Annotated in this window: 17 protein-coding genes; 12 read left to right on the top strand and 5 right to left on the bottom strand. The window is 70.6% G+C overall.

Annotation, left to right across the window (positions count from 1 at the left end; translation table 11 throughout):
* Position 1: 1 nt before the first annotated feature.
* Positions 2 to 1,159 (bottom strand): acyl-CoA dehydrogenase family protein, encoded by a 1,158-nt coding sequence (locus ACFZDK_RS30310; RefSeq protein ID WP_355710556.1) that lies wholly within the window; start codon positions 1,157 to 1,159, stop codon positions 2 to 4.
* A 131-nt stretch (positions 1,160 to 1,290) separates the two neighbouring features.
* On the bottom strand, positions 1,291 to 1,884 hold the full coding sequence (locus ACFZDK_RS30305; RefSeq protein WP_390977098.1) for a TetR family transcriptional regulator: 594 nt from the start codon (positions 1,882 to 1,884) through the stop codon (positions 1,291 to 1,293).
* 87 nt (positions 1,885 to 1,971) lie between these two features.
* Between ACFZDK_RS30305 and ACFZDK_RS30300 the strand changes: the two genes are divergently transcribed.
* From ACFZDK_RS30300 to ACFZDK_RS30285, 4 genes are read left to right on the top strand one after another with little or no spacing between them, the layout of a single operon-like run.
* Positions 1,972 to 3,588, top strand: coding sequence for a carboxyl transferase domain-containing protein (locus ACFZDK_RS30300; RefSeq protein WP_390977097.1), 1,617 nt, complete (start codon positions 1,972 to 1,974; stop codon positions 3,586 to 3,588).
* A gap of 11 nt (positions 3,589 to 3,599) precedes the next feature.
* Positions 3,600 to 5,513 (top strand): biotin carboxylase N-terminal domain-containing protein, encoded by a 1,914-nt coding sequence (locus ACFZDK_RS30295; protein WP_390977096.1) that lies wholly within the window; start codon positions 3,600 to 3,602, stop codon positions 5,511 to 5,513.
* The gene (locus ACFZDK_RS30290; protein ID WP_390977095.1) at positions 5,510 to 6,442 is read left to right on the top strand and encodes a hydroxymethylglutaryl-CoA lyase; all 933 of its coding nucleotides are present in this window, start codon (positions 5,510 to 5,512) and stop codon (positions 6,440 to 6,442) included. The genes ACFZDK_RS30295 and ACFZDK_RS30290 overlap by 4 nt, the downstream gene beginning before the upstream one ends.
* 5 nt (positions 6,443 to 6,447) lie before the next feature.
* Entirely contained in the window at positions 6,448 to 7,608 is a 1,161-nt protein-coding gene (locus ACFZDK_RS30285) for an acyl-CoA dehydrogenase family protein (RefSeq protein ID WP_390977094.1), read from the top strand.
* A 33-nt stretch (positions 7,609 to 7,641) separates the two neighbouring features.
* Here ACFZDK_RS30285 and ACFZDK_RS30280 read toward each other — a convergent pair whose 3' ends face one another.
* Positions 7,642 to 8,211 carry a hypothetical protein gene (locus ACFZDK_RS30280; RefSeq protein ID WP_390977093.1) on the bottom strand — a complete coding sequence of 190 codons (570 nt, stop codon included), beginning with the start codon at positions 8,209 to 8,211 and terminating at the stop codon, positions 7,642 to 7,644.
* Positions 8,212 to 8,411: 200 nt separating this feature from the next.
* Here ACFZDK_RS30280 and ACFZDK_RS30275 point away from each other — a divergent pair, with 200 nt between their 5' ends.
* The 7 genes from ACFZDK_RS30275 to ACFZDK_RS30245 all read left to right on the top strand — a co-directional run bounded on the left by ACFZDK_RS30275 (position 8,412) and on the right by ACFZDK_RS30245 (position 16,502).
* Positions 8,412 to 9,263, top strand: coding sequence for a putative RNA methyltransferase (locus tag ACFZDK_RS30275; protein WP_390977092.1), 852 nt, complete (start codon positions 8,412 to 8,414; stop codon positions 9,261 to 9,263).
* Between the two features lie 163 nt (positions 9,264 to 9,426).
* Positions 9,427 to 10,476, top strand: coding sequence for an ABC transporter substrate-binding protein (locus ACFZDK_RS30270; RefSeq protein ID WP_390977091.1), 1,050 nt, complete (start codon positions 9,427 to 9,429; stop codon positions 10,474 to 10,476).
* A 47-nt stretch (positions 10,477 to 10,523) separates the two neighbouring features.
* Positions 10,524 to 11,360 carry a siderophore-interacting protein gene (locus ACFZDK_RS30265; RefSeq protein ID WP_390977090.1) on the top strand — a complete coding sequence of 279 codons (837 nt, stop codon included), beginning with the start codon at positions 10,524 to 10,526 and terminating at the stop codon, positions 11,358 to 11,360.
* 127 nt (positions 11,361 to 11,487) lie between these two features.
* The gene (desA, locus tag ACFZDK_RS30260) at positions 11,488 to 12,930 is read left to right on the top strand and encodes a lysine decarboxylase DesA (protein ID WP_390977089.1); all 1,443 of its coding nucleotides are present in this window, start codon (positions 11,488 to 11,490) and stop codon (positions 12,928 to 12,930) included.
* Positions 12,914 to 14,191: a SidA/IucD/PvdA family monooxygenase gene (locus tag ACFZDK_RS30255; protein ID WP_390977088.1), complete on the top strand. Its 1,278-nt coding sequence runs from the start codon at positions 12,914 to 12,916 to the stop codon at positions 14,189 to 14,191. The genes desA and ACFZDK_RS30255 overlap by 17 nt, the downstream gene beginning before the upstream one ends.
* The gene (locus ACFZDK_RS30250; RefSeq protein ID WP_390977087.1) at positions 14,188 to 14,736 is read left to right on the top strand and encodes a GNAT family N-acetyltransferase; all 549 of its coding nucleotides are present in this window, start codon (positions 14,188 to 14,190) and stop codon (positions 14,734 to 14,736) included. The genes ACFZDK_RS30255 and ACFZDK_RS30250 overlap by 4 nt, the downstream gene beginning before the upstream one ends.
* Entirely contained in the window at positions 14,733 to 16,502 is a 1,770-nt protein-coding gene (locus ACFZDK_RS30245; RefSeq protein WP_390977086.1) for an IucA/IucC family protein, read from the top strand. The genes ACFZDK_RS30250 and ACFZDK_RS30245 overlap by 4 nt, the downstream gene beginning before the upstream one ends.
* Before the next feature lie 63 nt (positions 16,503 to 16,565).
* On the opposite strand, the gene ACFZDK_RS30240 is transcribed toward ACFZDK_RS30245, so the two are convergent.
* Entirely contained in the window at positions 16,566 to 18,149 is a 1,584-nt protein-coding gene (locus ACFZDK_RS30240; RefSeq protein WP_390977085.1) for a family 20 glycosylhydrolase, read from the bottom strand.
* A gap of 111 nt (positions 18,150 to 18,260) precedes the next feature.
* On the opposite strand from ACFZDK_RS30240, the gene ACFZDK_RS30235 reads away from it, so the two are divergent.
* The gene (locus tag ACFZDK_RS30235; RefSeq protein WP_390977084.1) at positions 18,261 to 19,142 is read left to right on the top strand and encodes a DUF4429 domain-containing protein; all 882 of its coding nucleotides are present in this window, start codon (positions 18,261 to 18,263) and stop codon (positions 19,140 to 19,142) included.
* 24 nt (positions 19,143 to 19,166) lie between these two features.
* Here ACFZDK_RS30235 and ACFZDK_RS30230 read toward each other — a convergent pair whose 3' ends face one another.
* Positions 19,167 to 20,729 carry a fibronectin type III domain-containing protein gene (locus tag ACFZDK_RS30230; protein WP_390977083.1) on the bottom strand — a complete coding sequence of 521 codons (1,563 nt, stop codon included), beginning with the start codon at positions 20,727 to 20,729 and terminating at the stop codon, positions 19,167 to 19,169.
* Between the last annotated feature and the right edge of the window lie 144 nt (positions 20,730 to 20,873).

Genomic DNA, 20,873 nt, shown 5'->3' with positions numbered 1-20,873 from the left:
CTTACAGGCCCATGTCCTTCGCGATGATCGTCTTCATGATCTCGCTGGTGCCACCGTAGATGCGGTTGACGCGGTTGTCCGCGTACAGGCGGGCGATCGGGTACTCGTTCATGAAGCCGTAGCCGCCGTGCAGCTGGAGGCAGCGGTCGATCACGCGGTGGGCGACCTCGGTGGCGAACAGCTTGGCGCTGGCGGCCTCGGCCGGGGTCAGCTCACCGGCGTCGAGGGCCTCCGTGGCGCGGTCGACGACGGCCTCGGCCGCGTCCACCTCGGCCTGGCAGGCGGCCAGCTCGAACTTGGTGTTCTGGAAGGCGGCGACGGGCTGGCCGAAGACGACCCGCTCCTGCACGTACTGCTTGGCGAAGCGTATGGCGGCCTTGGCCTGCGCGTAGGCGCCGAAGGCGATGCCCCAACGCTCGGAGGCGAGGTTGTGGCCGAGGTAGTAGAAGCCCTTGTTCTCCTCGCCGAGGAGGTCCTCGACGGGGACCTTGACGTCGACGAACGCCAGCTCGGCGGTGTCGGAGGTCTTCAGGCCCAGCTTGTCGAGCTTGCGGCCGACCGAGTAGCCCTCGGCCTTGGTGTCCACGACGAACAGGGAGATGCCGTGGCGGCGGTCCTCCTTGGTCGGCGCGGAGGTGCGGGCGCAGACGATCATGCGGTCGGCGTGCACGCCACCGGTGATGAAGGTCTTGGCGCCGTTGAGGACGTAGTGCGTGCCGTCCTCGCTGAGCTTGGCGGTGGTCTTCATGCCCGCGAGGTCGGAGCCGGTGCCCGGCTCGGTCATCGCGATGGCCCACATCTCCTCGCCGGAGACGAACTTCGGCAGGTACCGCTTCTTCTGCTCGTCCGTCGCCAGCAGCTTGAGGTAGGGCAGGCCGAGCAGCACGTGCACACCGGAGCCGCCGAAGGCGACGCCCGCGCGGGCGGTCTCCTCGTAGAGGACGGCCTCGAACTTGTAGGAGTCGATGCCGGCGCCGCCGTACTCCTCGTCGACGCGGATGCCGAAGACGCCGAGCTCGGCGAGCTTGTAGTAGAAGTCGCGGGGCGCCTGGCCGGCCGCGAACCACTCGTCGTACACGGGTACGACCTCGGCCTCGATGAAGGCGCGGAGGGTCTCCCGGAACGCCTCGTGATCCTCGTTGAACAACGTACGGCGCACGCCGCCACCTCCAGGCACGTCCATCTGTCTAAGCGCTTGCTCAGAGCATTACCGTACCGGTGGGTAGGCGGATGGGTCCAGGGTGCGAGAGGGGGGACGGGCGTAACGCTCGTCACGCCGGGGAGGGCCGGTCACTCGGCCGCCGCCGCGAACGCCCCCCTCGCCATCCGGTGCAGCAGGACCGCCGTCACGCCCCGCCCCGGCAGGGAACCCGGTCGGCCCAGATGCGGGGTGGAGTTCAGGAGGCCGAAGACCGAGTGCACCGCCGAGCGGGCCGCGGGCTCCGCCAGGGCCGGGTAGACCGCGCGCAGGACCTCCACCCACAGCTCGACGTACTGCCGCTGCAGCTGCCGTACGAGCTTGCGGTCGCTGTCGCGCAGGCGGTCCAGTTCCCGGTCGTGCAGGGTGATCAGTGGACGGTCGTCGAGGGCGAAGTCGATGTGCCCCTCGATGAGGGAGTCGAGGACCTCCTCGGCGGGGACCCCGTCGGCCTCCGCCAGGCGCCGCTTCGCCCCCGTCAGCAGCTGCCCGCTGATCCCCACCAGCAGCTCCGCGAGCATCGCGTCCTTGCCCGCGAAGTGCCGGTAGAGACCGGGCCCGCTGATGCCGACCGCCGCGCCTATCTCGTCGACGCCCACACCGTGGAAGCCGCGCTCGGCGAAGAGCCGGGCGGCCTCCTTGAGGATCTGCTCGCGACGGGTCGGGGCGTCGGTTCTCGTGACCATGAGGGCAATTCTAGACAGGGAGGTTAGCGGTCGTTAACCTGAGGGAAATGCGTTAACGCTCATTAACAAGAATGAGGGGATCGCGGCATGGACCAGGCACCGGAGCTGACGAGCGCGGCGGACCCCGCGTCGGAGGCCTTTCGGGCCAACGAGGAGGCGCACCGCGTCCTCGTGGAGGAACTGCGCGGCAGGCTCGCCGCGGCGGCGCTGGGCGGCGGTGAGAAGGCCCGGGCCCGGCACACCGCACGCGGCAAGCTGCTGCCCAGGGACCGGGTGGACACCCTGCTGGACCCCGGCTCGCCCTTCCTGGAGCTGGCCCCGCTGGCCGCCGAGGGGATGTACGACGGGGCGGCCCCGGCGGCCGGCGTGATCGCCGGCATCGGGCGGGTGAGCGGGCGCGAGTGCGTGATCGTCGCCAACGACGCCACCGTCAAGGGCGGCACGTACTACCCGATGACCGTGAAGAAGCATCTGCGGGCCCAGGAGGTCGCCCTCGACAACCGGCTGCCGTGCGTCTACCTGGTGGACTCCGGCGGGGCCTTCCTGCCCATGCAGGACGAGGTCTTCCCCGACCGCGACCACTTCGGGCGGATCTTCTACAACCAGGCCCGGATGTCGGGGGCCGGGATCCCGCAGATCGCGGCCGTCCTCGGATCCTGCACGGCCGGTGGCGCCTACGTCCCGGCCATGAGCGACGAGGCGGTCATCGTCCGCAACCAGGGCACGATCTTCCTGGGCGGCCCCCCACTGGTGAAGGCCGCCACCGGCGAGGTCGTCACGGCCGAGGAGCTGGGCGGCGGCGAGGTCCACTCCCGGGTCTCCGGTGTCACCGACCACCTCGCCGAGGACGACGCGCACGCGCTGCGGATCGTCCGGAACATCGCCGCGACCCTGCCCGCCCGGCGCGCCCTGCCCTGGGAGGTCACCCCGGTCGTCGAGCCGAAGGTCGACCCGTACGGCCTCTACGGCGCCGTCCCCGTCGACTCCCGCACCCCCTACGACGTCCGCGAGATCATCGCCCGCGTCGTCGACGGCTCCCGGTTCGCCGAGTTCAAGCGCGAGTTCGGGCAGACCCTGGTCACCGGCTTCGCCCGGATCCACGGCCACCCGGTCGGCATCGTCGCCAACAACGGCATCCTCTTCTCCGAGTCCGCCCAGAAGGGCGCCCACTTCATCGAGCTGTGCGACCAGCGCGGGATCCCGCTGGTGTTCCTGCAGAACATCTCCGGCTTCATGGTCGGCAAGGACTACGAGGCCGGCGGCATCGCCAAGCACGGCGCCAAGATGGTCACGGCCGTGGCGTGCACGCGCGTGCCGAAGCTGACGGTGGTGGTCGGCGGCTCGTACGGCGCCGGGAACTACTCGATGTGCGGCCGGGCGTACTCCCCCCGCTTCCTGTGGATGTGGCCCAACGCCAAGATCTCCGTCATGGGCGGCGAGCAGGCCGCCAGCGTGCTGGCCACGGTCAAGCGGGACCAGCTGGAGGCGCGCGGCGAGTCCTGGCCCGCCGACGAGGAAGAGGCCTTCAAGGCGCCCGTCCGCGCCCAGTACGAGCGCCAGGGCAACGCCTACTACGCGACGGCCCGCCTCTGGGACGACGGGGTCATCGACCCCCTGGACACCCGGCAGGTGCTCGGACTCGCCCTGACGGCCTGTGGCAACGCGCCCCTGGGTGAGCCCCAGTTCGGCGTCTTCCGGATGTGAGGAGGGGACTCGTGTTCGACACCGTACTCGTGGCCAACCGGGGCGAGATCGCCGTCCGGGTCATCCGTACGCTGCGGTCGCTGGGCGTGCGCTCGGTGGCCGTGTACTCCGACGCCGACGCGGACGCCCGGCACGTCCGGGAGGCCGACACCGCCGTACGGATCGGTCCGGCGCCGGCGGGCGAGAGCTATCTGTCGGTGGAGCGGCTGCTGGGCGCCGCCCGGTCGAGCGGCGCCCAGGCGGTCCACCCCGGCTACGGCTTCCTCGCCGAGAACGCCGCCTTCGCGCGGGCCTGCGAGGAGGCGGGACTGGTGTTCATCGGCCCGTCCGCCGACGCGATCGCGCTGATGGGCGACAAGATCCGGGCCAAGGAGACGGTGGCGGCGGCCGGGGTGCCGGTGGTGCCGGGCGGCCGTGACCCCGAACTGGCCGTTGCTGCCCGTGAGTTGGGCGCACCCGTGCTGCTCAAGCCCTCCGCCGGTGGCGGCGGCAAGGGCATGCGGCTGGTGCGGGACCTGACGCTGCTGGACGAGGAGATCGCCGCCGCCCGCCGCGAGGCCCGCGCCTCCTTCGGCGACGACACGCTCCTCGTCGAGCGGTGGATCGACCGGCCCCGGCACATCGAGATCCAGATCCTCGCCGACAGGCACGGGAACGTCGTCCATCTCGGCGAGCGCGAGTGCTCACTCCAGCGGCGGCACCAGAAGGTGATCGAGGAGGCGCCCAGCGTGCTCCTGGACGAGGCCACGCGGGCGTCGATGGGCGAGGCGGCGGTGCAGGCGGCGCGCTCGTGCGGGTACGTCGGCGCGGGCACGGTGGAGTTCATCGTGCCGGGCGGCGACCCCTCGTCGTACTACTTCATGGAGATGAACACCCGCCTCCAGGTGGAGCACCCGGTCACCGAGCTGGTCACCGGCCTCGACCTGGTGGAGTGGCAGCTGCGGGTGGCGGCGGGTGAGCGACTGCCGTACGGGCAGGGCGACATCACGCTCAGCGGGCACGCGGTCGAGGCGCGGATCTGCGCCGAGGACCCGGCGCGGGGCTTCCTGCCGACCGGCGGCACGGTCCTTCTGCTGGACGAACCGTCCGGCGACGGCGTCCGCACCGACTCGGGGCTCAGCGAGGGCACCGAGGTGGGCAGCCTGTACGACCCGATGCTGTCCAAGGTGATCGCGTACGGCCCGGACCGGGAGACCGCGCTCCGGAAGCTGCGCGCGGCCCTCGCGGAGACGGTCACGCTGGGCGTGCAGACCAACGCCGGGTTCCTGCGCCGGCTGCTCGCCCATCCGGCGGTGGTGGCGGGCGAGCTGGACACGGGGCTGGTCGAGCGGGTGGTGGACGACCTGGTCTCCACGGACGTACCGGACGAGGTGTACGAGGCGGCGGCGGCCGTCCGGCTGGAGGCGCTGCGGCCCGCCCGCGAGGGCTGGACGGACCCCTTCTCGGTGCCCGGCGGCTGGCGTCTCGGGGGCACCCCCAAGCCGGTCGGCTTCCACCTCCGGGTGCAGGACCCGGTGGAGTACGTCCCGCGCGGCACGCACACCGTGACCGCCGACCGGGTGTCGGTGACGCTGGACGGCGTCCGCCACACCTTCCGCCGGGCCGCCGACTGGATCGGCCGCGACGGTGACGCCTGGCAGGTCCGCGACCACGACCCGGTCGCCGCCTCGTTGCACGGCACCGCGCACGCCGGCGCCGACTCCCTGACCGCGCCGATGCCCGGCACGGTGACCGTGGTGAAGGTCGCCGTCGGGGACGAGGTGACCGCCGGGCAGAGCCTGCTGGTGGTGGAGGCGATGAAGATGGAACACGTCATCTCCGCCCCGCACGCCGGCACGGTCGCCGAACTCGACGTGAGACCCGGTGCCACGGTCGCCATGGACCAGGTGCTGGCCGTCATCAACCCGGTGGAGGACGCCACATGACACTCCCCATGGTCGTACCGGCGACCGACCTTCCCGCCCGGGTCCGGATCCACGAGGTCGGCGCCCGCGACGGCCTGCAGAACGAGAAGTCGACGGTCCCCACCGACGTCAAGGCGGAGTTCGTGCACCGCCTGGCCGACGCGGGCCTGACGACGATCGAGGCGACCAGCTTCGTGCACCCCAAGTGGGTGCCCCAACTCGCGGACGCGGAGGACCTGTTCCCGCGGGTCCGCGACCTGCCGGGCGTCGCCCTCCCCGTGCTCGTCCCCAACCAGCGCGGCCTGGACCGCGCCCTGACCCTCGGCGCCCGCCGGATCGCGGTCTTCGCCAGCGCCACCGAGTCCTTCGCCAAGGCCAACCTCAACCGCACGGTCGACGAGTCCCTGGCCGTCTTCGACCCGGTCGTCCGGCAGGCGAAGGAGGCCGACGCGCACGTGCGCGGCTATGTCTCGATGTGCTTCGGCGACCCCTGGGAGGGAGCCGTCCCGCTCCACCAGGTGGTCCGGGTCTGCAAGGCCCTGCGCGACATGGGCTGCGACGAGCTGAGCCTGGGCGACACGATCGGCGTCGCGACCCCCGGCCATGTCCTCGAACTGCTCTCCCTCCTCAACGAGGAAGGCGTGCCGACGAACGTCATCGGCGTGCACTTCCACGACACCTACGGCCAGGCGCTCGCCAACACCTACGCGGCCCTGGAACACGGCGTGACGACCGTCGACGCGTCCGCCGGCGGGCTCGGCGGCTGCCCGTACGCCAAGTCCGCCACCGGCAACCTCGCCACCGAGGACCTGGTCTGGATGCTCCAGGGCCTCGGCATCGAGACCGGAGTCGACCTCGGCCGCCTCACCGCCACCAGCGTGTGGATGGCCGAACAACTGGGCCGACCCAGCCCGTCCCGTACCGTCCGCGCCCTCTCCCACCAGGAGTGACGACCATGGACCACCGCCTCTCCCCCGAACTGGAAGAACTCCGCCGCACGGTGGAGGAGTTCGCGCACGACGTCGTGGCGCCGAAGATCGGCGACTTCTACGAGCGCCACGAGTTCCCCTACGAGATCGTCCGCGAGATGGGCCGCATGGGCCTGTTCGGGCTGCCGTTCCCCGAGGAGTACGGCGGGATGGGCGGCGACTACCTCGCCCTCGGCATCGCCCTGGAGGAACTGGCCCGCGTCGACTCGTCGGTGGCGATCACCCTGGAGGCCGGGGTGTCGCTGGGCGCGATGCCCCTGCACCTGTTCGGCACTGCGGAGCAGAAGCAGGAGTGGCTCCCCCGGCTCTGCTCCGGCGAGATCCTCGGTGCCTTCGGCCTCACCGAGCCGGACGGCGGCAGCGACGCCGGCGCCACCCGCACCACGGCCCGCCTGGACCCGGCCACCGACGAGTGGGTGATCAACGGCAGCAAGTGCTTCATCACCAACTCGGGGACGGACATCACGGGTCTGGTCACCGTCACCGCGGTCACCGGCCGCAAGCCCGACGGCAAGCCGCTGATCTCCTCGATCATCGTCCCCTCCGGCACCCCCGGCTTCACCGTCGCCGCCCCCTACTCCAAGGTCGGCTGGAACGCCTCCGACACCCGTGAGCTGTCCTTCTCCGACGTCCGGGTCCCCGCCGCCAACCTGCTCGGCGAGGAGGGCCGCGGCTACGCCCAGTTCCTGCGCATCCTCGACGAGGGCCGCATCGCCATCGCGGCCCTCGCCACCGGCCTCGCCCAGGGCTGCGTCGACGAATCCGTGCGGTACGCGAAGGAACGCCACGCCTTCGGCCGCCCCATCGGCGCCAACCAGGCCATCCAGTTCAAGATCGCCGACATGGAGATGAAGGCCCACACGGCCCGCCTCGCCTGGCGCGACGCGGCCTCCCGCCTCGTCTCCGGCGACCCCTTCAAGAAGGAAGCCGCCCTCGCCAAGCTCTACTCCTCCACCATCGCCGTCGACAACGCCCGCGACGCCACCCAGATCCACGGCGGCTACGGCTTCATGAACGAGTACCCGGTGGCCCGCATGTGGCGCGACTCCAAGATCCTGGAGATCGGCGAGGGCACGAGCGAGGTCCAGCGGATGCTGATCGCACGAGAGTTGGGGCTGGTGAGCTGAGGCGGCCAGGGGCAGCAGTTCGTCAGGCGCCTGCTACTCGCCGTCCGCCTCCTGCAGTGGGTCCAGCGGGTATCCGGCCTCCACTGCGCGGCGGTACCAGTTCCGGGCCTCGGGTTCTTCGCCCCGGAGGCTCAGGACGTATGCCAGGCGCACCATGGCCGGTGGGTAGCCGTGGTGCGCCGCGCGCCGGTAGACCGCCTGGGCGCCGTCCTGGTCGCCGGCCCGTTCGAGGGCGAGGCCGAGGTTGAACAGCTGGAGACCGGCCCTTCGGGACGACAGTCTGGACAGGTGCTGCCGTTCGGTGGCCTCCAGCCCCTCGCGGCGGTAGGCGTTGAGCAGGAGGTTCGTCGCGCCCCGGGTACCGAAGGGGGTGGCGGCCCAGGCGAACGGCAGACCGACGCAGATCGCGAGCGCCGCGATCGTCCACGACGCCCATGTCGGTGTGCCGATCGCCGAACGGCTCCACCCCGTGGCGGCGTCGAGGACGAGCGCCACCGGCGCCCCCGCGCAGACCACGAAGAGGACGGCGAGCGAACGTCTGCTCCAGCCGTAGGTCACGGCACAAGGTGAGCACGCCGAGGGGCGGGTATCAAGGGTCGTCACGTCGCCGGAGCCTGAGCTCGTAGACTCACCGCGTGGCATTCACGAGCACCCCGCACTACTGCTTCCTGTGATCGGAAGTCGTCGAGGGTGACGCCCGTCGGCGTCGCCCTCCTCGGTGTGCCTGTCGTGTGAACCAGCAGCGGCTTCTCCCGGTGCGCGCAGGCACGGTCCCTTCCCTTCACCCCTGTCAGGAGCGCCTCGTGCCCGGGTTGCTTCCCCCTGCCCTCACCCGCTGCCTCGACCTGCTGCGCTGCCCTGCGTGCCGCACGCGCCGGCTGTGCCCCGACCGCGGCGCACTGCGCTGCCCGGCGGGCCATGCCTTCGACATCGCCCGGCACGGCTACGCCGGTCTGCTGGCGGGCAGCCGCGCCACCAGCGGCGACGACGCGGCCATGGCCCGTGCCCGGGAGCGGTTCCTGTCCACCGGGAGCTACGCGCCCGTCCGTGACGTCGTGACCCGGCTGGCGGCCGGCTCCGCGCCCGAGCCGGCCACGGTCGTGGACGCGGGCTGTGGCACGGGCTACTACCTGGCCGGGGTGCTCGACCGGCTGCCCGGTGCTCGCGGTCTGGGCCTGGACACGTCGGTGCGTGCGCTGCGCGCCGCTGCCCGCGCCCATGACCGGGCCGCCGCGGCGGCCTGGGACGTCTTCCGTCCCTTTCCGCTGGGCACCGCGGTCGCCGATGTCGTGCTGGACGTGTTCGCCCCGCGCAATCCGGCCGAGTTCCACCGCGTGCTCCGTCCGACCGGCCGGCTGGTCGTGGTCCGCCCCACCGGGCGGCACCTGTCCGAGCTGCGGGCACGGCTGCCCACGATGGTCACGGTCGACCCGGCCAAGGAACAGCGCCTGCACCGCTCGTTGGACCCCTTCTTCACCGTCGCCGCCACCGAGCCGGTGGAGTACCTCGCGACCCTGGCCCGCGAAGAGGCCCTGGGCCTGGTCGCGATGACGCCGAGCGCACACCACGTGAGCCGTGCGGAGCTGGACGACGGGGGCCGTCTGCCCGACCGGGTCACCGTCTCCGTGCTGGCCACCGCCTACCGGCCCCGGTGACGACCCGGCACGCCAACAGAAGTCGCTGGTAGGCGAGTTGGGTTCATAGAGCCTGGCTTGCGCGGGCGGCGCCGGGGCACCCCTGGACAAGATCTGAGGTTAGGCTAACCTAAGCAACGACTTGTCCGGCGGTGTTTCCGCACGTCCGAAAGCAGCCACAGCCATGTCCAACGTCAGAGCAGCCCACCTCACCCGCCGTGGCATCCTCGCCGCGGGCGGCGCCCTCGGTCTCGGCGCCGCGCTCGCGGCCTGTGGGGACGACGACGCGAAAAGCGGCTCCTCGGACAAGGAGACGACGGCCGCCGCCAAGTCCGGTCCCTGGACGTTCAAGGACGACCGCGGGACCACGGTGAAGCTGGACAAGGTCCCGGCGGACATCGTCGCGTTCGTCGGTGTCGCCGCCGCGCTGTACGACTACGGCATCGACGTCAAGGGCGTCTTCGGCCCGACGAAGACGAAGGACGGCAAAGCCGATGTCCAGGCCGGCGACATGGACGTCAGCAAGCTGACCGTCCTTGGCAACGCGTGGGGCCAGTTCAACGTCGAGAAGTACGCGGCCCTCGCCCCGGACGTCCTCATCACCACGATGTTCGACGGCGCCGGCACCCTCTGGTACGTCCCGGACGAGTCCAAGGACAAGATCGCCAAGCTCGCCCCGAGCGTCGGCATCTCGGCCTACGACCGCCAGCTGACCGTCCCGCTCCAGCGCGTCTGGGCCCTCGCCGAGTCGCTCGGCGCGGACCTGACGGCGAGCAAGGTGACCGACGCGAAGAAGCGGTTCGAGGAGGCGTCCTCCCGGCTGCGCGCCGCCGCCAAGGCGCACCCCGACATCAAGGTGCTCGCCGGCTCGGCCGCCCAGGACCTGTTCTACGTCTCCGGCTCCAACCTCTCCGTGGACCTGGAGTACTTCAAGGCCCTCGGCGTGAACTTCGTGGAGCCCTCGGCGTCCGTACTCAAGGCGAGCGGCGGCTGGTACGAGTCGCTGAGCTGGGAGAACGTCGACAAGTACCAGGCCGACATCATCATGATGGACGACCGTACGGCGACCATCCAGCCGGCCGACATCACCCAGGCCACCTGGAAGAAGCTCCCCGCGGTCAAAGCCGGTCAGGTCATCCCGCGTTCGCCCGAGCCGATCTTCTCCTACGACAAGTGCGTCGCGATGGTGGAGAACCTCGCCAAGGCGATCGAGACGGCGAAGAAGGTCAGCTGACCCTCCCGCTCCACGTTCGTACAACTTCCTGACCCTCAGGAGCTCATATGACGACGGCCGTAGCCGCCCCGTTCCGTTTCTTCTCCCTCCAGGTCGTACGGACGAGGCGGCTCGGTCCGTCTCTGGTCCGGGTCACCTTCGCCGGTGCCGATCTGGCGCACTTCCACTCCCATGGACGCGACCAGTCCCTCTCCCTGTTCCTCCCCGCCGAGGGCCGGACCGAGCCCGCCGTGCCGATCGAGCTGGGCGACAGGTGGTGGCAGGGGTGGCGGGAACTGCCGGACGACGTACGGGCCGTGATGCGGTCGTACACGCTCCGGGCGCTGCGCCGCGACCCCGACGAGATCGACATCGACTTCGTGCTGCACGGGGTCGAGCCGGGGGCCGCCATCCCCGCCGGACCCGCCTCCCGCTGGGCGTCGCGGGCGGGCGCCGGGGACCGGGTCGTCCTCCTCGGCCCGGCGATCGCCGACAACCGGGCGATCCGCTTCCGGCCGCCCGAGGACACCGATCTGGTGCTGGTCTGGGGCGACGAGACCGCCGTACCGGCCGCGACCGCCATCCTCGAATCCCTGCCCGCCGGCACGCGCGTCCGCGCCTGGCTGGAGGTGCCGCACGCCGGGGACGTGCAGGACGTGGCCACCGCGGCGGACGCGGAGATCACCTGGCTGGTCGGCGGCCGCGATGCCGTGGGGGAGATCCGGGCTGCCCAACTCCCCTCCTGCGAGCGGCCCTACGCGTGGATCGCGGGCGAGTCGGGGCGGGTGAAGGAGCTGCGCCGGCACCTCGTCGGGGAGCGGGAGATCGACCGGGGCCGGGTCACCTTCGTCGGGTACTGGCGGCAGGGGCTGACGGAGGAACAGCTTCGGGCGGCGGGCGAGTAGTTACACCCGCCGACGTGACGGCTGTCACGGGAGGGGCAGCGTTTCGCTCGCGTTACTTAGGTTAGGCTAACCTAAGTGGAGTCGATCGCTCCCCTCCCCCGCACGGATCGTCCCGGAGGCCCCCCTCATGCGCTCGCACCTGCTCAATGACCTGACCGCGGAGCACTACCGCCGCTCCGTGACCGAAGGAGTAGAGCGGGTGGCAGCCAAACTCGCCACCACCGACCGGCCGTTCACGGGTGTCACCGTCGACGCCCTCGCCCCCGCCATCGACGCCATCGACCTGGACCGCCCGCTGCACGACACCACCGCGGTCCTGGACGAACTGGAGGACGTCTACCTCCGGGACGCCGTCTACTTCCACCACCCCCGCTACCTCGCCCACCTCAACTGCCCGGTGGTCATCCCGGCGGTGCTCGGCGAGGCGGTGCTCTCCGCCGTCAACTCCTCCCTGGACACCTGGGACCAGTCGGCCGGCGGCACCCTCATCGAGCGGAAACTGATCGACTGGACGACCGCCCGCATCGGCCTCGGCGAGGCCGCCGACGGGGTGTTCACCTCCGGCGGCACCCAGTCCAACCTCCAGGCGCTGCTCCTCGCGCGGGAGGAGGCCAAGGCCGATTCCCTGGCCGACCTGCGGATCTTCGCCTCCGAGGTCAGCCACTTCAGCGTGAAGAAGTCGGCGAAACTGCTCGGCCTGGGCCAGGATGCGGTGGTCTCCGTGCCCGTCGGCACCGACAAGCGGATGCAGACCGTCGCCCTCGCCCGCGAACTGGAGCGCTGCAAGAACGACGGCCTGGTGCCCATGGCGGTCGTCGCCACCGCCGGCACCACCGACTTCGGCTCCATCGACCCGCTGCCGGAGATCGCCGAGCTGTGCGAGCAGTACGGCGTGTGGATGCACGTCGACGCGGCCTACGGCTGCGGACTGCTCGCCTCCCTCAAGCACCGGGACCGGATCGCCGGCATCGAGCGCGCCGACTCGGTCACCGTGGACTACCACAAGTCCTTCTTCCAGCCGGTGAGTTCGTCCGCCGTGCTGGTCCGGGACGCGGCCACCCTGCGCCATGCCACCTACCACGCGGAGTACCTCAACCCGCGCCGGATGGTGCAGGAGCGCATCCCCAACCAGGTCGACAAGTCCCTGCAGACCACCCGCCGCTTCGACGCCCTCAAGCTCTGGATGACCCTGCGCACCATGGGCGCCGACGGCATCGGCGAGCTCTTCGACGAGGTCTGCGACCTGGCGGCCGAGGGCTGGAAGCTGCTCGCGGCCGACCCGCGCTACGACGTCGTCGTGGAGCCGTCCCTGTCCACCCTGGTCTTCCGCCACATCCCCGCCGCCGTCACCGACCCGGCCGAGATCGACCGCGCCAACCTGTACGCCCGCAAGGCCCTGTTCGCCTCCGGCGACGCCGTGGTCGCGGGCACCAAGGTCGGCGGCCGCCACTACCTGAAGTTCACCCTGCTCAACCCCGAGACCACGACGGCGGACATCGCCGCCGTCCTCGATCTGATCGCCGGCCACGCCGAGCAGTACCTGGGAGAGTCCCTTGACCGCGCGTCCTGAAACCCCGAGCAAGACCTACGACTTCGTGGGGATCGGGCTCGGCCCGTTCAACCTCGGCCTCGCCTGCCTCACCGAGCCGATCGCCGAACTGGACGGCGTCTTCCTGGACTCGAAGCCCGACTTCGAGTGGCACGCCGGCATGTTCCTGGACGGCGCCCACCTCCAGACCCCGTTCATGTCGGACCTGGTCACCCTCGCCGACCCCACCTCCCCCTACTCCTTCCTGAACTACCTGAAGGAGAAGGGGCGTCTGTACTCGTTCTACATCCGCGAGAACTTCTACCCGCTGCGGGTCGAGTACGACGACTACTGCCGCTGGGCCGCGAACCGGCTGACCAACGTCCGCTTCGGCACGACGGTGACGGAGGTCCGGTACGAGGACGGGCGGTACCTCGTCACGACGGCCGCCGGGGAGACGTACCGCGCCCGTCACCTGGTCCTCGGCACCGGCACCCCACCGCACATCCCGGCGGCCTGCCAGGGCCTGGGCGGCGACTTCATCCACACCTCCCAGTACCTGCGGCACAAGGAGGAGCTGCAGTCGAAGGAGTCGATCACGCTGGTCGGCAGCGGCCAGTCCGCCGCCGAGATCTACTACGACCTGCTCAGCGAGATCGACGTCCACGGCTACCGGCTGAACTGGGTGACCCGCTCCCCCCGCTTCTTCCCGCTCGAATACACCAAGCTCACGCTGGAGATGACCAGCCCCGAGTACATCGACTACTACCACGCCCTCCCCGAGAACACCCGCTACCGGCTCACCGCCGAGCAGAAGGGCCTCTTCAAGGGCATCGACGGCGACCTGATCAACGAGATCTTCGACCTGCTCTACCAGAAGAACCTCGGCGGCCCGGTCCCGACCAGACTCCTGACCAACTCCTCGCTCGAAGCGGCCGGTCACGACAACGGCAGCTACACGCTCACGCTCCGCCAGGAGGAGCAGGGCAAGGAGTACGAGATCGAGACCCAGGGCCTGGTCCTGGCCACCGGCTACAAGTACGCCGAGCCGGAGTTCCTCGGGCCGGTCCGGGACCGGCTGCGCTACGACACGCACGGCAACTTCGACGTGGCCCGCAACTACGCGATCGACGTCACCGGCCGGGGCGTGTTCCTCCAGAACGCCGGCGTCCACACCCACAGCATCACCAGCCCCGACCTGGGCATGGGCCCCTACCGGAACGCGTACATCATCCGCGAGCTGCTCGGCTCGGAGTACTACCCGGTGGAGAAGACGATCGCCTTCCAGGAGTTCTCCGTATGAGCACCACCGCCACCCTGACCTTCGCCTTCCGGCCCCTCGACCCGCTCAAGGACGCCGACCTCCTGCACTCCTGGGTCACCCACCCCAAGGCGGCCTACTGGATGATGCGGGACGCGAGACTGGAGGACGTCGAGCGGGCGTACATGGAGATCGCGGCCGACGAGCACCACCACGCGCTGCTGGGGATCGGGGCGGACGGCGCGCCCGCCTTCCTGATGGAGTACTACGACCCGGCCCACCGCGAACTGGTCGGGCTGTACGAGCCCGAGCCGGGGGACGTCGGGATGCACTTCCTCACCCCCGCCACCGACACGCCCGTGCACGGTTTCACCAGGGCCGTCATCACGGCCGTGGTCGCCCGTCTCTTCGAGGACCCGGCGACCCGCCGGATCGTCGTCGAGCCGGACGTGCGCAACACGGCCGTGCACGCACTGAACGAGGCCGTCGGGTTCATGCCCGTACGGGAGATACGGAAGCCGGAGAAGAAGGCGTTGCTGAGCTTCTGCACACGGGAGCGGTTCGAGAAGGCGGTGGCCGCCGCATGACGCTCGCCGACGCGGTCGCCCACCTGTCCCCCGAGCGCTGGGAGAAGGCCAACCGGCTGCTCATACGCAAGGCGCTCGCCGAGTTCGCCCACGAGCGCCTGATCACCCCGGAGGCGGACGGGCCGTCGTACGTCGTCCGCAGCGACGACGGGCTGACCCGCTACCGCTTCTCCGCCGTCCGGCGCGCCCTGGACCACTGGCAGGTGGACGTCGGCTCCATCAGCCGTACCCGCGACGGCGCCGAACTCCCGCTCGCCGCGCTGGACTTCTTCATCGAGCTGAGGAAGTCGCTGGGGCTGAGCGACGAGATCCTGCCGGTGTACCTGGAGGAGATCTCCTCCACCCTCTCCGGCACCTGCTACAAGCTCACCAAGCCCCAGGTCCCGGCCGCCGAGCTGGCGCGCTCCGGCTTCCAGGCGATCGAGACCGGGATGACCGAGGGCCACCCCTGCTTCGTCGCCAACAACGGCCGGCTCGGCTTCGGCGTCCACGAGTACCTGTCGTACGCCCCGGAGACCGCGAGCCCGGTCCGGCTGGTGTGGCTGGCCGCCCACCGGTCGCGGGCCGCGTTCACGGCGGGGGTGGGGATCACGTACGAGTCGTTCGTGCGGGAGGAGCTGGGCGGGGCGACCGTCGAGCGGTTCGACGGCGTCCTGCGCGACCGGGGCCTGGACCCCGCCGACTACCTGCTCATCCCGGTCCACCCCTGGCAGTGGTGGAACAAGCTCACCGTCACCTTCGCCGCCGAGGTCGCCCGCGGCCACCTCGTGTGCCTCGGCGAGGGCGACGACGATTACCTGGCCCAGCAGTCCATCCGGACCTTCTTCAACAGCTCCCACCCCGAGAAGCACTATGTGAAGACCGCCCTGTCGGTCCTCAACATGGGCTTCATGCGCGGGCTCTCCGCCGCCTACATGGAGGCCACCCCGGCGATCAACGACTGGCTGGCCCAGCTCATCGACAACGACCCGGTGCTCAGGTCCACCGGCCTGTCGATCATCCGGGAGCGGGCGGCCGTGGGCTACCGGCACCTGGAGTACGAGAAGGCGACCGACCGCTACTCGCCGTACCGGAAGATGCTGGCCGCGCTCTGGCGGGAGAGCCCGGTCGCGTCCCTCCGGGAGGGCGAGTCCCTCGCGACGATGGCCTCCCTCCTCCATGTGGACCACCAGGGCGCGTCCTTCGCGGCCGCGCTGGTCGAGCGGAGCGGGCTGGCGCCGACCGAGTGGCTGCGGGCCTATCTGCAGGCGTACTTCACCCCGCTGCTGCACAGCTTCTACGCCTACGACCTGGTGTTCATGCCGCACGGCGAGAACGTCATCCTGGTGCTGGAGGACGGCGTGGTCCGGCGGGCGGTCTACAAGGACATCGCCGAGGAGATCGCGGTGATGGACCCGGACGCGGTGCTGCCGCCGACGGTGGAGCGGCTGCGTGTCGAGGTCCCGGAGGACATGAAGCTGCTGTCGATCTTCACGGACGTCTTCGACTGCTTCTTCCGCTTCCTCGCCGCGAACCTGGCGGCCGACGGGGTCCTGGACGAGGACGACTTCTGGCGGACGGTCGCCGAAGTCACCCGCGAGTACCAGGAGTCGGCGCCCGAACTCGCCGAGAAGTTCGCGCGGTACGACATGTTCGCGCCCGAGTTCGCGCTGTCCTGCCTCAACCGGCTCCAGCTGCGCGACAACCGGCAGATGGTGGACCTGGCGGACCCGTCGGGCGCCCTCCAGCTGGTCGGAACCCTGAAAAATCCCGTCGCGGGGTTCTGATCCAGGCAGACGGGCTCCCCCGAGTACGGTCCTCGGGGGAGCCCGTCGTCCTTTCCTCTCAGCCTACTTCGCAGGCCAGGGCACCTGCGGGGAGCGGTAGTAGGCGATGCCGAGCGCGTCCCAGCGGGGGGCCTGGGCGGCGAGCCGCACCTTGTAGGCGTCCCAGGAGTGGGTCGCGGCCGGCGACCAGCCGAGCTCGGCGACGCCCGGCAGCCGCGGGAACGCCATGTAGTCGAGGTCGGCGTCCGTCACGATGGTCTCGGTCCACAGCGGCGCCTCCACGCCCCTGATCGCCGCACCGGGCGCCCCGGCGAGATAGGTGCCCGGGTCCCAGTCGTAGGACCGCTTCACCTCCACCAGACCCGCCCAGTCCTGGCCGAGCGGGGTGTCCTCGGTGTACTTCATGTCGAGGTAGACCCGGTCGGCGGGCGAGAGGATCAGCCCGGTGCCGTGCCGGGCGGCGTCCACCACCTGGGCCTTCTCGTCGGCGGCGGTGTCGTCCAGGCCCCAGTACTGGGCGAGGGTCCCGGCGGCCGGGTGCGCGCCGGTCAGCTGGTGCCAGCCGATCACCGTCTTGCCGTACTTCGCGACGATCGGCTGCACCCGGTCCATGAAGGCCACGTAGTCCGCGTGGGGGGTGGAGTGCGCCTCGTCGCCGCCGATGTGGAGGTAGCGGCCGGGGGTGAGGGCCGCCAGTTCACGGATCACGTCGTCCACGAAGTCGTACGTGACCGGCTTGCCGACGCACAGCGAGCTGAAGCCGACCTCGGTGCCCGTGTAGAGCGGGGGTGCCGTGCCGTCGCAGTTGAGCTCGGCGTAGGAGGCGAGGGCCGCGTTGGTGTGGCCGGGCAGGTCGATCTCGGGGACGACCTCCAGATGGCGCAAGGCCGCGTAGCGGACGATCTCCCGGTAGTCGGCCTTGGTGTAGAAGCCGCCCGCGCCGCCGCCGACCTGGGTGGAGCCGCCGTAGGCCGCGAGCCGGGGCCAGGAGTCGATCGCGATGCGCCAGCCCTGGTCGTCGCTGAGGTGCAGATGCAGTTCGTTGATCTTGTAGAGGGCCAGCTGGTCGATGTAGCGCTTCACCTGGGCCACGGTGAAGAAGTGCCGGGAGACGTCGAGCATCGCGCCGCGGTAGGCGTAGCGCGGCCGGTCGGTGACGGTGCCGCCCGCGACCAGCCAGGGGCCGGGCTGCACGGTGTCCTTCTCGACGGCCGCCGGGAGCAGCTGGCGCAGGGTCTGCACGCCGTGAAAGAGGCCGGCGGGCTCGGCGGCGGTGAGGGTGACACCGTCACGGCCGCTGTCGAGCCGGTAGCCCTCGGCGCCGAACGGGCCCTCGGCCAGCCGGAGTCGGATGCCCTCGCGGCCCTGGGTGGTGACGGGCAGCCGGTAGCCGGTCGACGGCCGGAGGATGTCCGCGAGGTACTCGGCGACCCGGCGGGTGTCGCGCGAGCCGTCGACGCGGATGGCGGTGTCACGGGTGATGCGGTACGGCGATCCGCCCGCCGTGACGGACGCGGGTGCCGGAATCACCCGGTCGAGCGGGGTCGGTGCGGAGTGCGGCGCGGACCTCGACGCCGCCGGGGTCGCGCCGGCCGTGAAGGCGCCGGTCGCCGCGACGAGCAGCAGGGACCCGAGGATGCGGGCCATACGGGGAGTCGTGCTGTGGTGCCGTCTCACATGCGCTCCCTTCGGTGGTGGTCCTGACGGACCGAATTGGTCGAGACCACTCTCCCGCAGATCCGGTGGAACAATCCCTCCATGGCGGAAATCATCCAGAAGGACGGCATCTGGGCCTTCGACTCGGACGCCCTGCGGCTGACTCCCGGGCGAGACAAGAACGTGAGCGTGCTGCGCCGGACGCTGGGTGAACTGGTCGTCCCGCTGGGGGCGTTGGCAGGGATCTCGTTCGAGCAGGGGCGGAAGTCCGGGCGGCTGAGGCTGCGGCTGCGGGACGGCGCCGACCCGCTGCTGCACGCCACCGGGGGCCGCCTCGCCGAACCCCACGACCCCTACCACCTGACGGTCGAGTCGGACCGGTACGGGGTTGCCGAGTACTTCACGGAGGAGGTCCGGGACGCGCTGCTCCTTGAGCGGGTGCCGAGCACACCCGTGAGCGAGTACCTGCTGCCGGGGCCGCAGCTGCCGCTGTCGGTGTCCGCCGGGGACGGCACGGCGTCGTTCGACGGGGAGCGGGTGCGGCTGGAGTGGAACTGGAAGACGGAGGACGCGAAGGCCGCCGCCGGTCCGCGGACGCTGACCCTGGCGGACATCCTGGGCGTGGAGTGGCAGCCGTCGGCCGGGCTGGAGAACGGCCATCTGCGGTTCCGGGTGCGCGGCGCGCCGGCCCGGACGCGGGCCAAGTACGACCCGAACGCGGTGGAGCTGTGGGGGTTCAAGCGCGATCCGCTGATGGCGCTGGTCGCGGCGGCGGTGCAGGCGCGGCTGCCGCATCCGGCGACGGCCGTGGGGGCGGAGGTGGCGGCGGACGTGGCGCAGAAGCCGGAGACGGCGATGGCGTCCGAGGCCGATCACGACGCGCTGCTGCGGCGGCTGCGCGCACTCGGTGAGCTGCATCGCGAGGGGGTGCTCACGGACGCGGAGTTCGCGAGGGCCAAACAGGCGGTCCTCAAGCAGATGTGAGGACCGCCTGCCGTTGTTCGGCGACTACTTGGCCTTGCGGGCCACCGTGAAGTGGTCGATGCGGTCGCCGGTCTCGGCGATGCCCGACACGTTCAGCTTGGCGTAGCGGCCGCGCGAGGCGGGCTCGACGTCGACGCGCAGGAACGAGTAGTTGAGGTAGCGCACCCGGGACCAGGCGACGGTCTCGTTGACCTTGCCATCCTTGGTGTTGATGAAGGAGGCGACGGAGTCGACCTCGTTCAGGTGGCCCTCGTAGGAGTCGGGGGCTGTGAAGGCGTAGAGGCTGCGGCCGGCCGCGCCCGCGGTGACGTAGACGACGCCCTCGGTGTCGGAGTACGCGGTCTCGCCGATCGGGAGCTTCTTGACGACCGTGTTGCCCTTGATGACGTCGGTGCGCTCGTACTGGTGGTTGTGGCCGTTGATGACCAGGTCCACCGTGTACTTCTCGAACAGCGGCACCCACTCCTGGCGCACGCCCCCCTCCGAGGCGTGCGCGGTGGAGGTGCAGTAGGCGCAGTGGTGGAAGAACACGATGATGAAGTCGATGTCCTTCGAGGCGCGGAACTTCTTCAGCTGGCCCTCGAACCACGTGGTCTGGGTGCCGCCCGAGATGCCGAGGTTGGCCGGGATCTCGAAGGAGACGTCGTTCGGGTCGAGCGAGATGACCGCGGTGTTGCCGTAGACGAAGGAGTAGACGCCGGGCAGGTTCGCCTTGTCCGGTCCGTTGTCGGGCAGGGTGAAGCGGGCCTCCTCGCCGCCGTAGCCGTTGGGCGAGTACCAGGCCTCCATGTCGTGGTTGCCGTACGACACCATCCACGGCACGGACTTGGCGACGGACTCGGTCTGGGCGAGGAACTGGTCCCAGGTGCGCGAGTCGAAGCCGGTGTCGGCGGACTTGCCCTGGCCGGCCGGGTCGGCGTAGGCGATGTCGCCGGCGTGCAGGTGGAAGCTGGGGTTCTGGCCGAGGATCAGGGCGTCGTTGGCCAGGCCGTGGTAGCTGACACCCTGGTCGCCGAAGGCCGTGAAGGTGAACGGCGTCTTGCAGTCGGGCGCGGTGGTGAAGGTGCCCAGGGTGCCGAGGAGGTGGGCCTCGGCCGGGTCGAAGCCCTGGTGGCCGACGCCGTAGTAGTAGGTCTTGCCGGGGCGCAGGTGGCTCAGCTTGGCGTGCACGTAGTACTGCGTGTGGTCGCCGCTGGCGCCGACGCCGGCCGGGGTGTACAGGGTGCGGATCTCGGCGTCGATCTTGCGCGAGAGGTCCCAGGGGTGGGCGCCGATGCGCACGAAGGGCTTCTTCACGGAGACCGGCACCTGCCAGGAGATCGTCATCTCCGTGCTGGCGTCGCTGCCGAAGGCGAGGTGGCGGCCGAAGGGGGCGACGAGGGAGCCGTCGACCTGCTCTGCAGCGGGGGCGGAGGACTGCGTGGGGACGGCGGCCTGGGCGGTGCCGCCCAGAACGAACTGACCGCCGGTGATGGCGCCGACGGTGACGGCGCCGCCTCTGATCATCGAGCGCCGGGAGAACTTGGCGCGGAGGTACTCGTGCTGCTCGGCCATGCTGCGGTCGGCGAGCTCATCGGGTACGCCCATACGAGGAATGTCCATGGCGTCTGAAAATCGTCTCCACAAGCAACGTGGCGCAAGACACAGGATGGACAGGTTACGAACAGAGCCCCATAAGAGATTCAACAGGCCGTTGCCCGGAATCGGGCAGGATTCTTGCGAAACCGGCGC

It is taken from the genome of Streptomyces sp. NPDC007901 (assembly GCF_042959465.1).
Taxonomy (GTDB): domain Bacteria; phylum Actinomycetota; class Actinomycetes; order Streptomycetales; family Streptomycetaceae; genus Streptomyces.
The sequence above is the reverse complement of the archived record's forward strand: the minus strand, read 5'-3'. Positions and strand labels throughout refer to the sequence as shown.

Excerpts from the sequence above, each read along its gene's own strand:
- ACFZDK_RS30300 (WP_390977097.1), top strand. The coding sequence starts at position 1,972 with ATGGACCAGGCACCGGAGCTGACGAGCGCGGCGGACCCCGCGTCGGAG.
- ACFZDK_RS30270 (WP_390977091.1), top strand. The coding sequence starts at position 9,427 with ATGTCCAACGTCAGAGCAGCCCACCTCACCCGCCGTGGCATCCTCGCC.
- desA (WP_390977089.1), top strand. The coding sequence starts at position 11,488 with ATGCGCTCGCACCTGCTCAATGACCTGACCGCGGAGCACTACCGCCGC.
- ACFZDK_RS30265 (WP_390977090.1), top strand. The coding sequence starts at position 10,524 with ATGACGACGGCCGTAGCCGCCCCGTTCCGTTTCTTCTCCCTCCAGGTC.
- ACFZDK_RS30290 (WP_390977095.1), top strand. The coding sequence starts at position 5,510 with ATGACACTCCCCATGGTCGTACCGGCGACCGACCTTCCCGCCCGGGTC.
- ACFZDK_RS30245 (WP_390977086.1), top strand. The coding sequence starts at position 14,733 with ATGACGCTCGCCGACGCGGTCGCCCACCTGTCCCCCGAGCGCTGGGAG.
- ACFZDK_RS30230 (WP_390977083.1), bottom strand. The coding sequence starts at position 20,729 with ATGGGCGTACCCGATGAGCTCGCCGACCGCAGCATGGCCGAGCAGCAC.
- ACFZDK_RS30250 (WP_390977087.1), top strand. The coding sequence starts at position 14,188 with ATGAGCACCACCGCCACCCTGACCTTCGCCTTCCGGCCCCTCGACCCG.
- ACFZDK_RS30235 (WP_390977084.1), top strand. The coding sequence starts at position 18,261 with ATGGCGGAAATCATCCAGAAGGACGGCATCTGGGCCTTCGACTCGGAC.
- ACFZDK_RS30285 (WP_390977094.1), top strand. The coding sequence starts at position 6,448 with ATGGACCACCGCCTCTCCCCCGAACTGGAAGAACTCCGCCGCACGGTG.
- ACFZDK_RS30305 (WP_390977098.1), bottom strand. The coding sequence starts at position 1,884 with ATGGTCACGAGAACCGACGCCCCGACCCGTCGCGAGCAGATCCTCAAG.
- ACFZDK_RS30240 (WP_390977085.1), bottom strand. The coding sequence starts at position 18,149 with ATGGCCCGCATCCTCGGGTCCCTGCTGCTCGTCGCGGCGACCGGCGCC.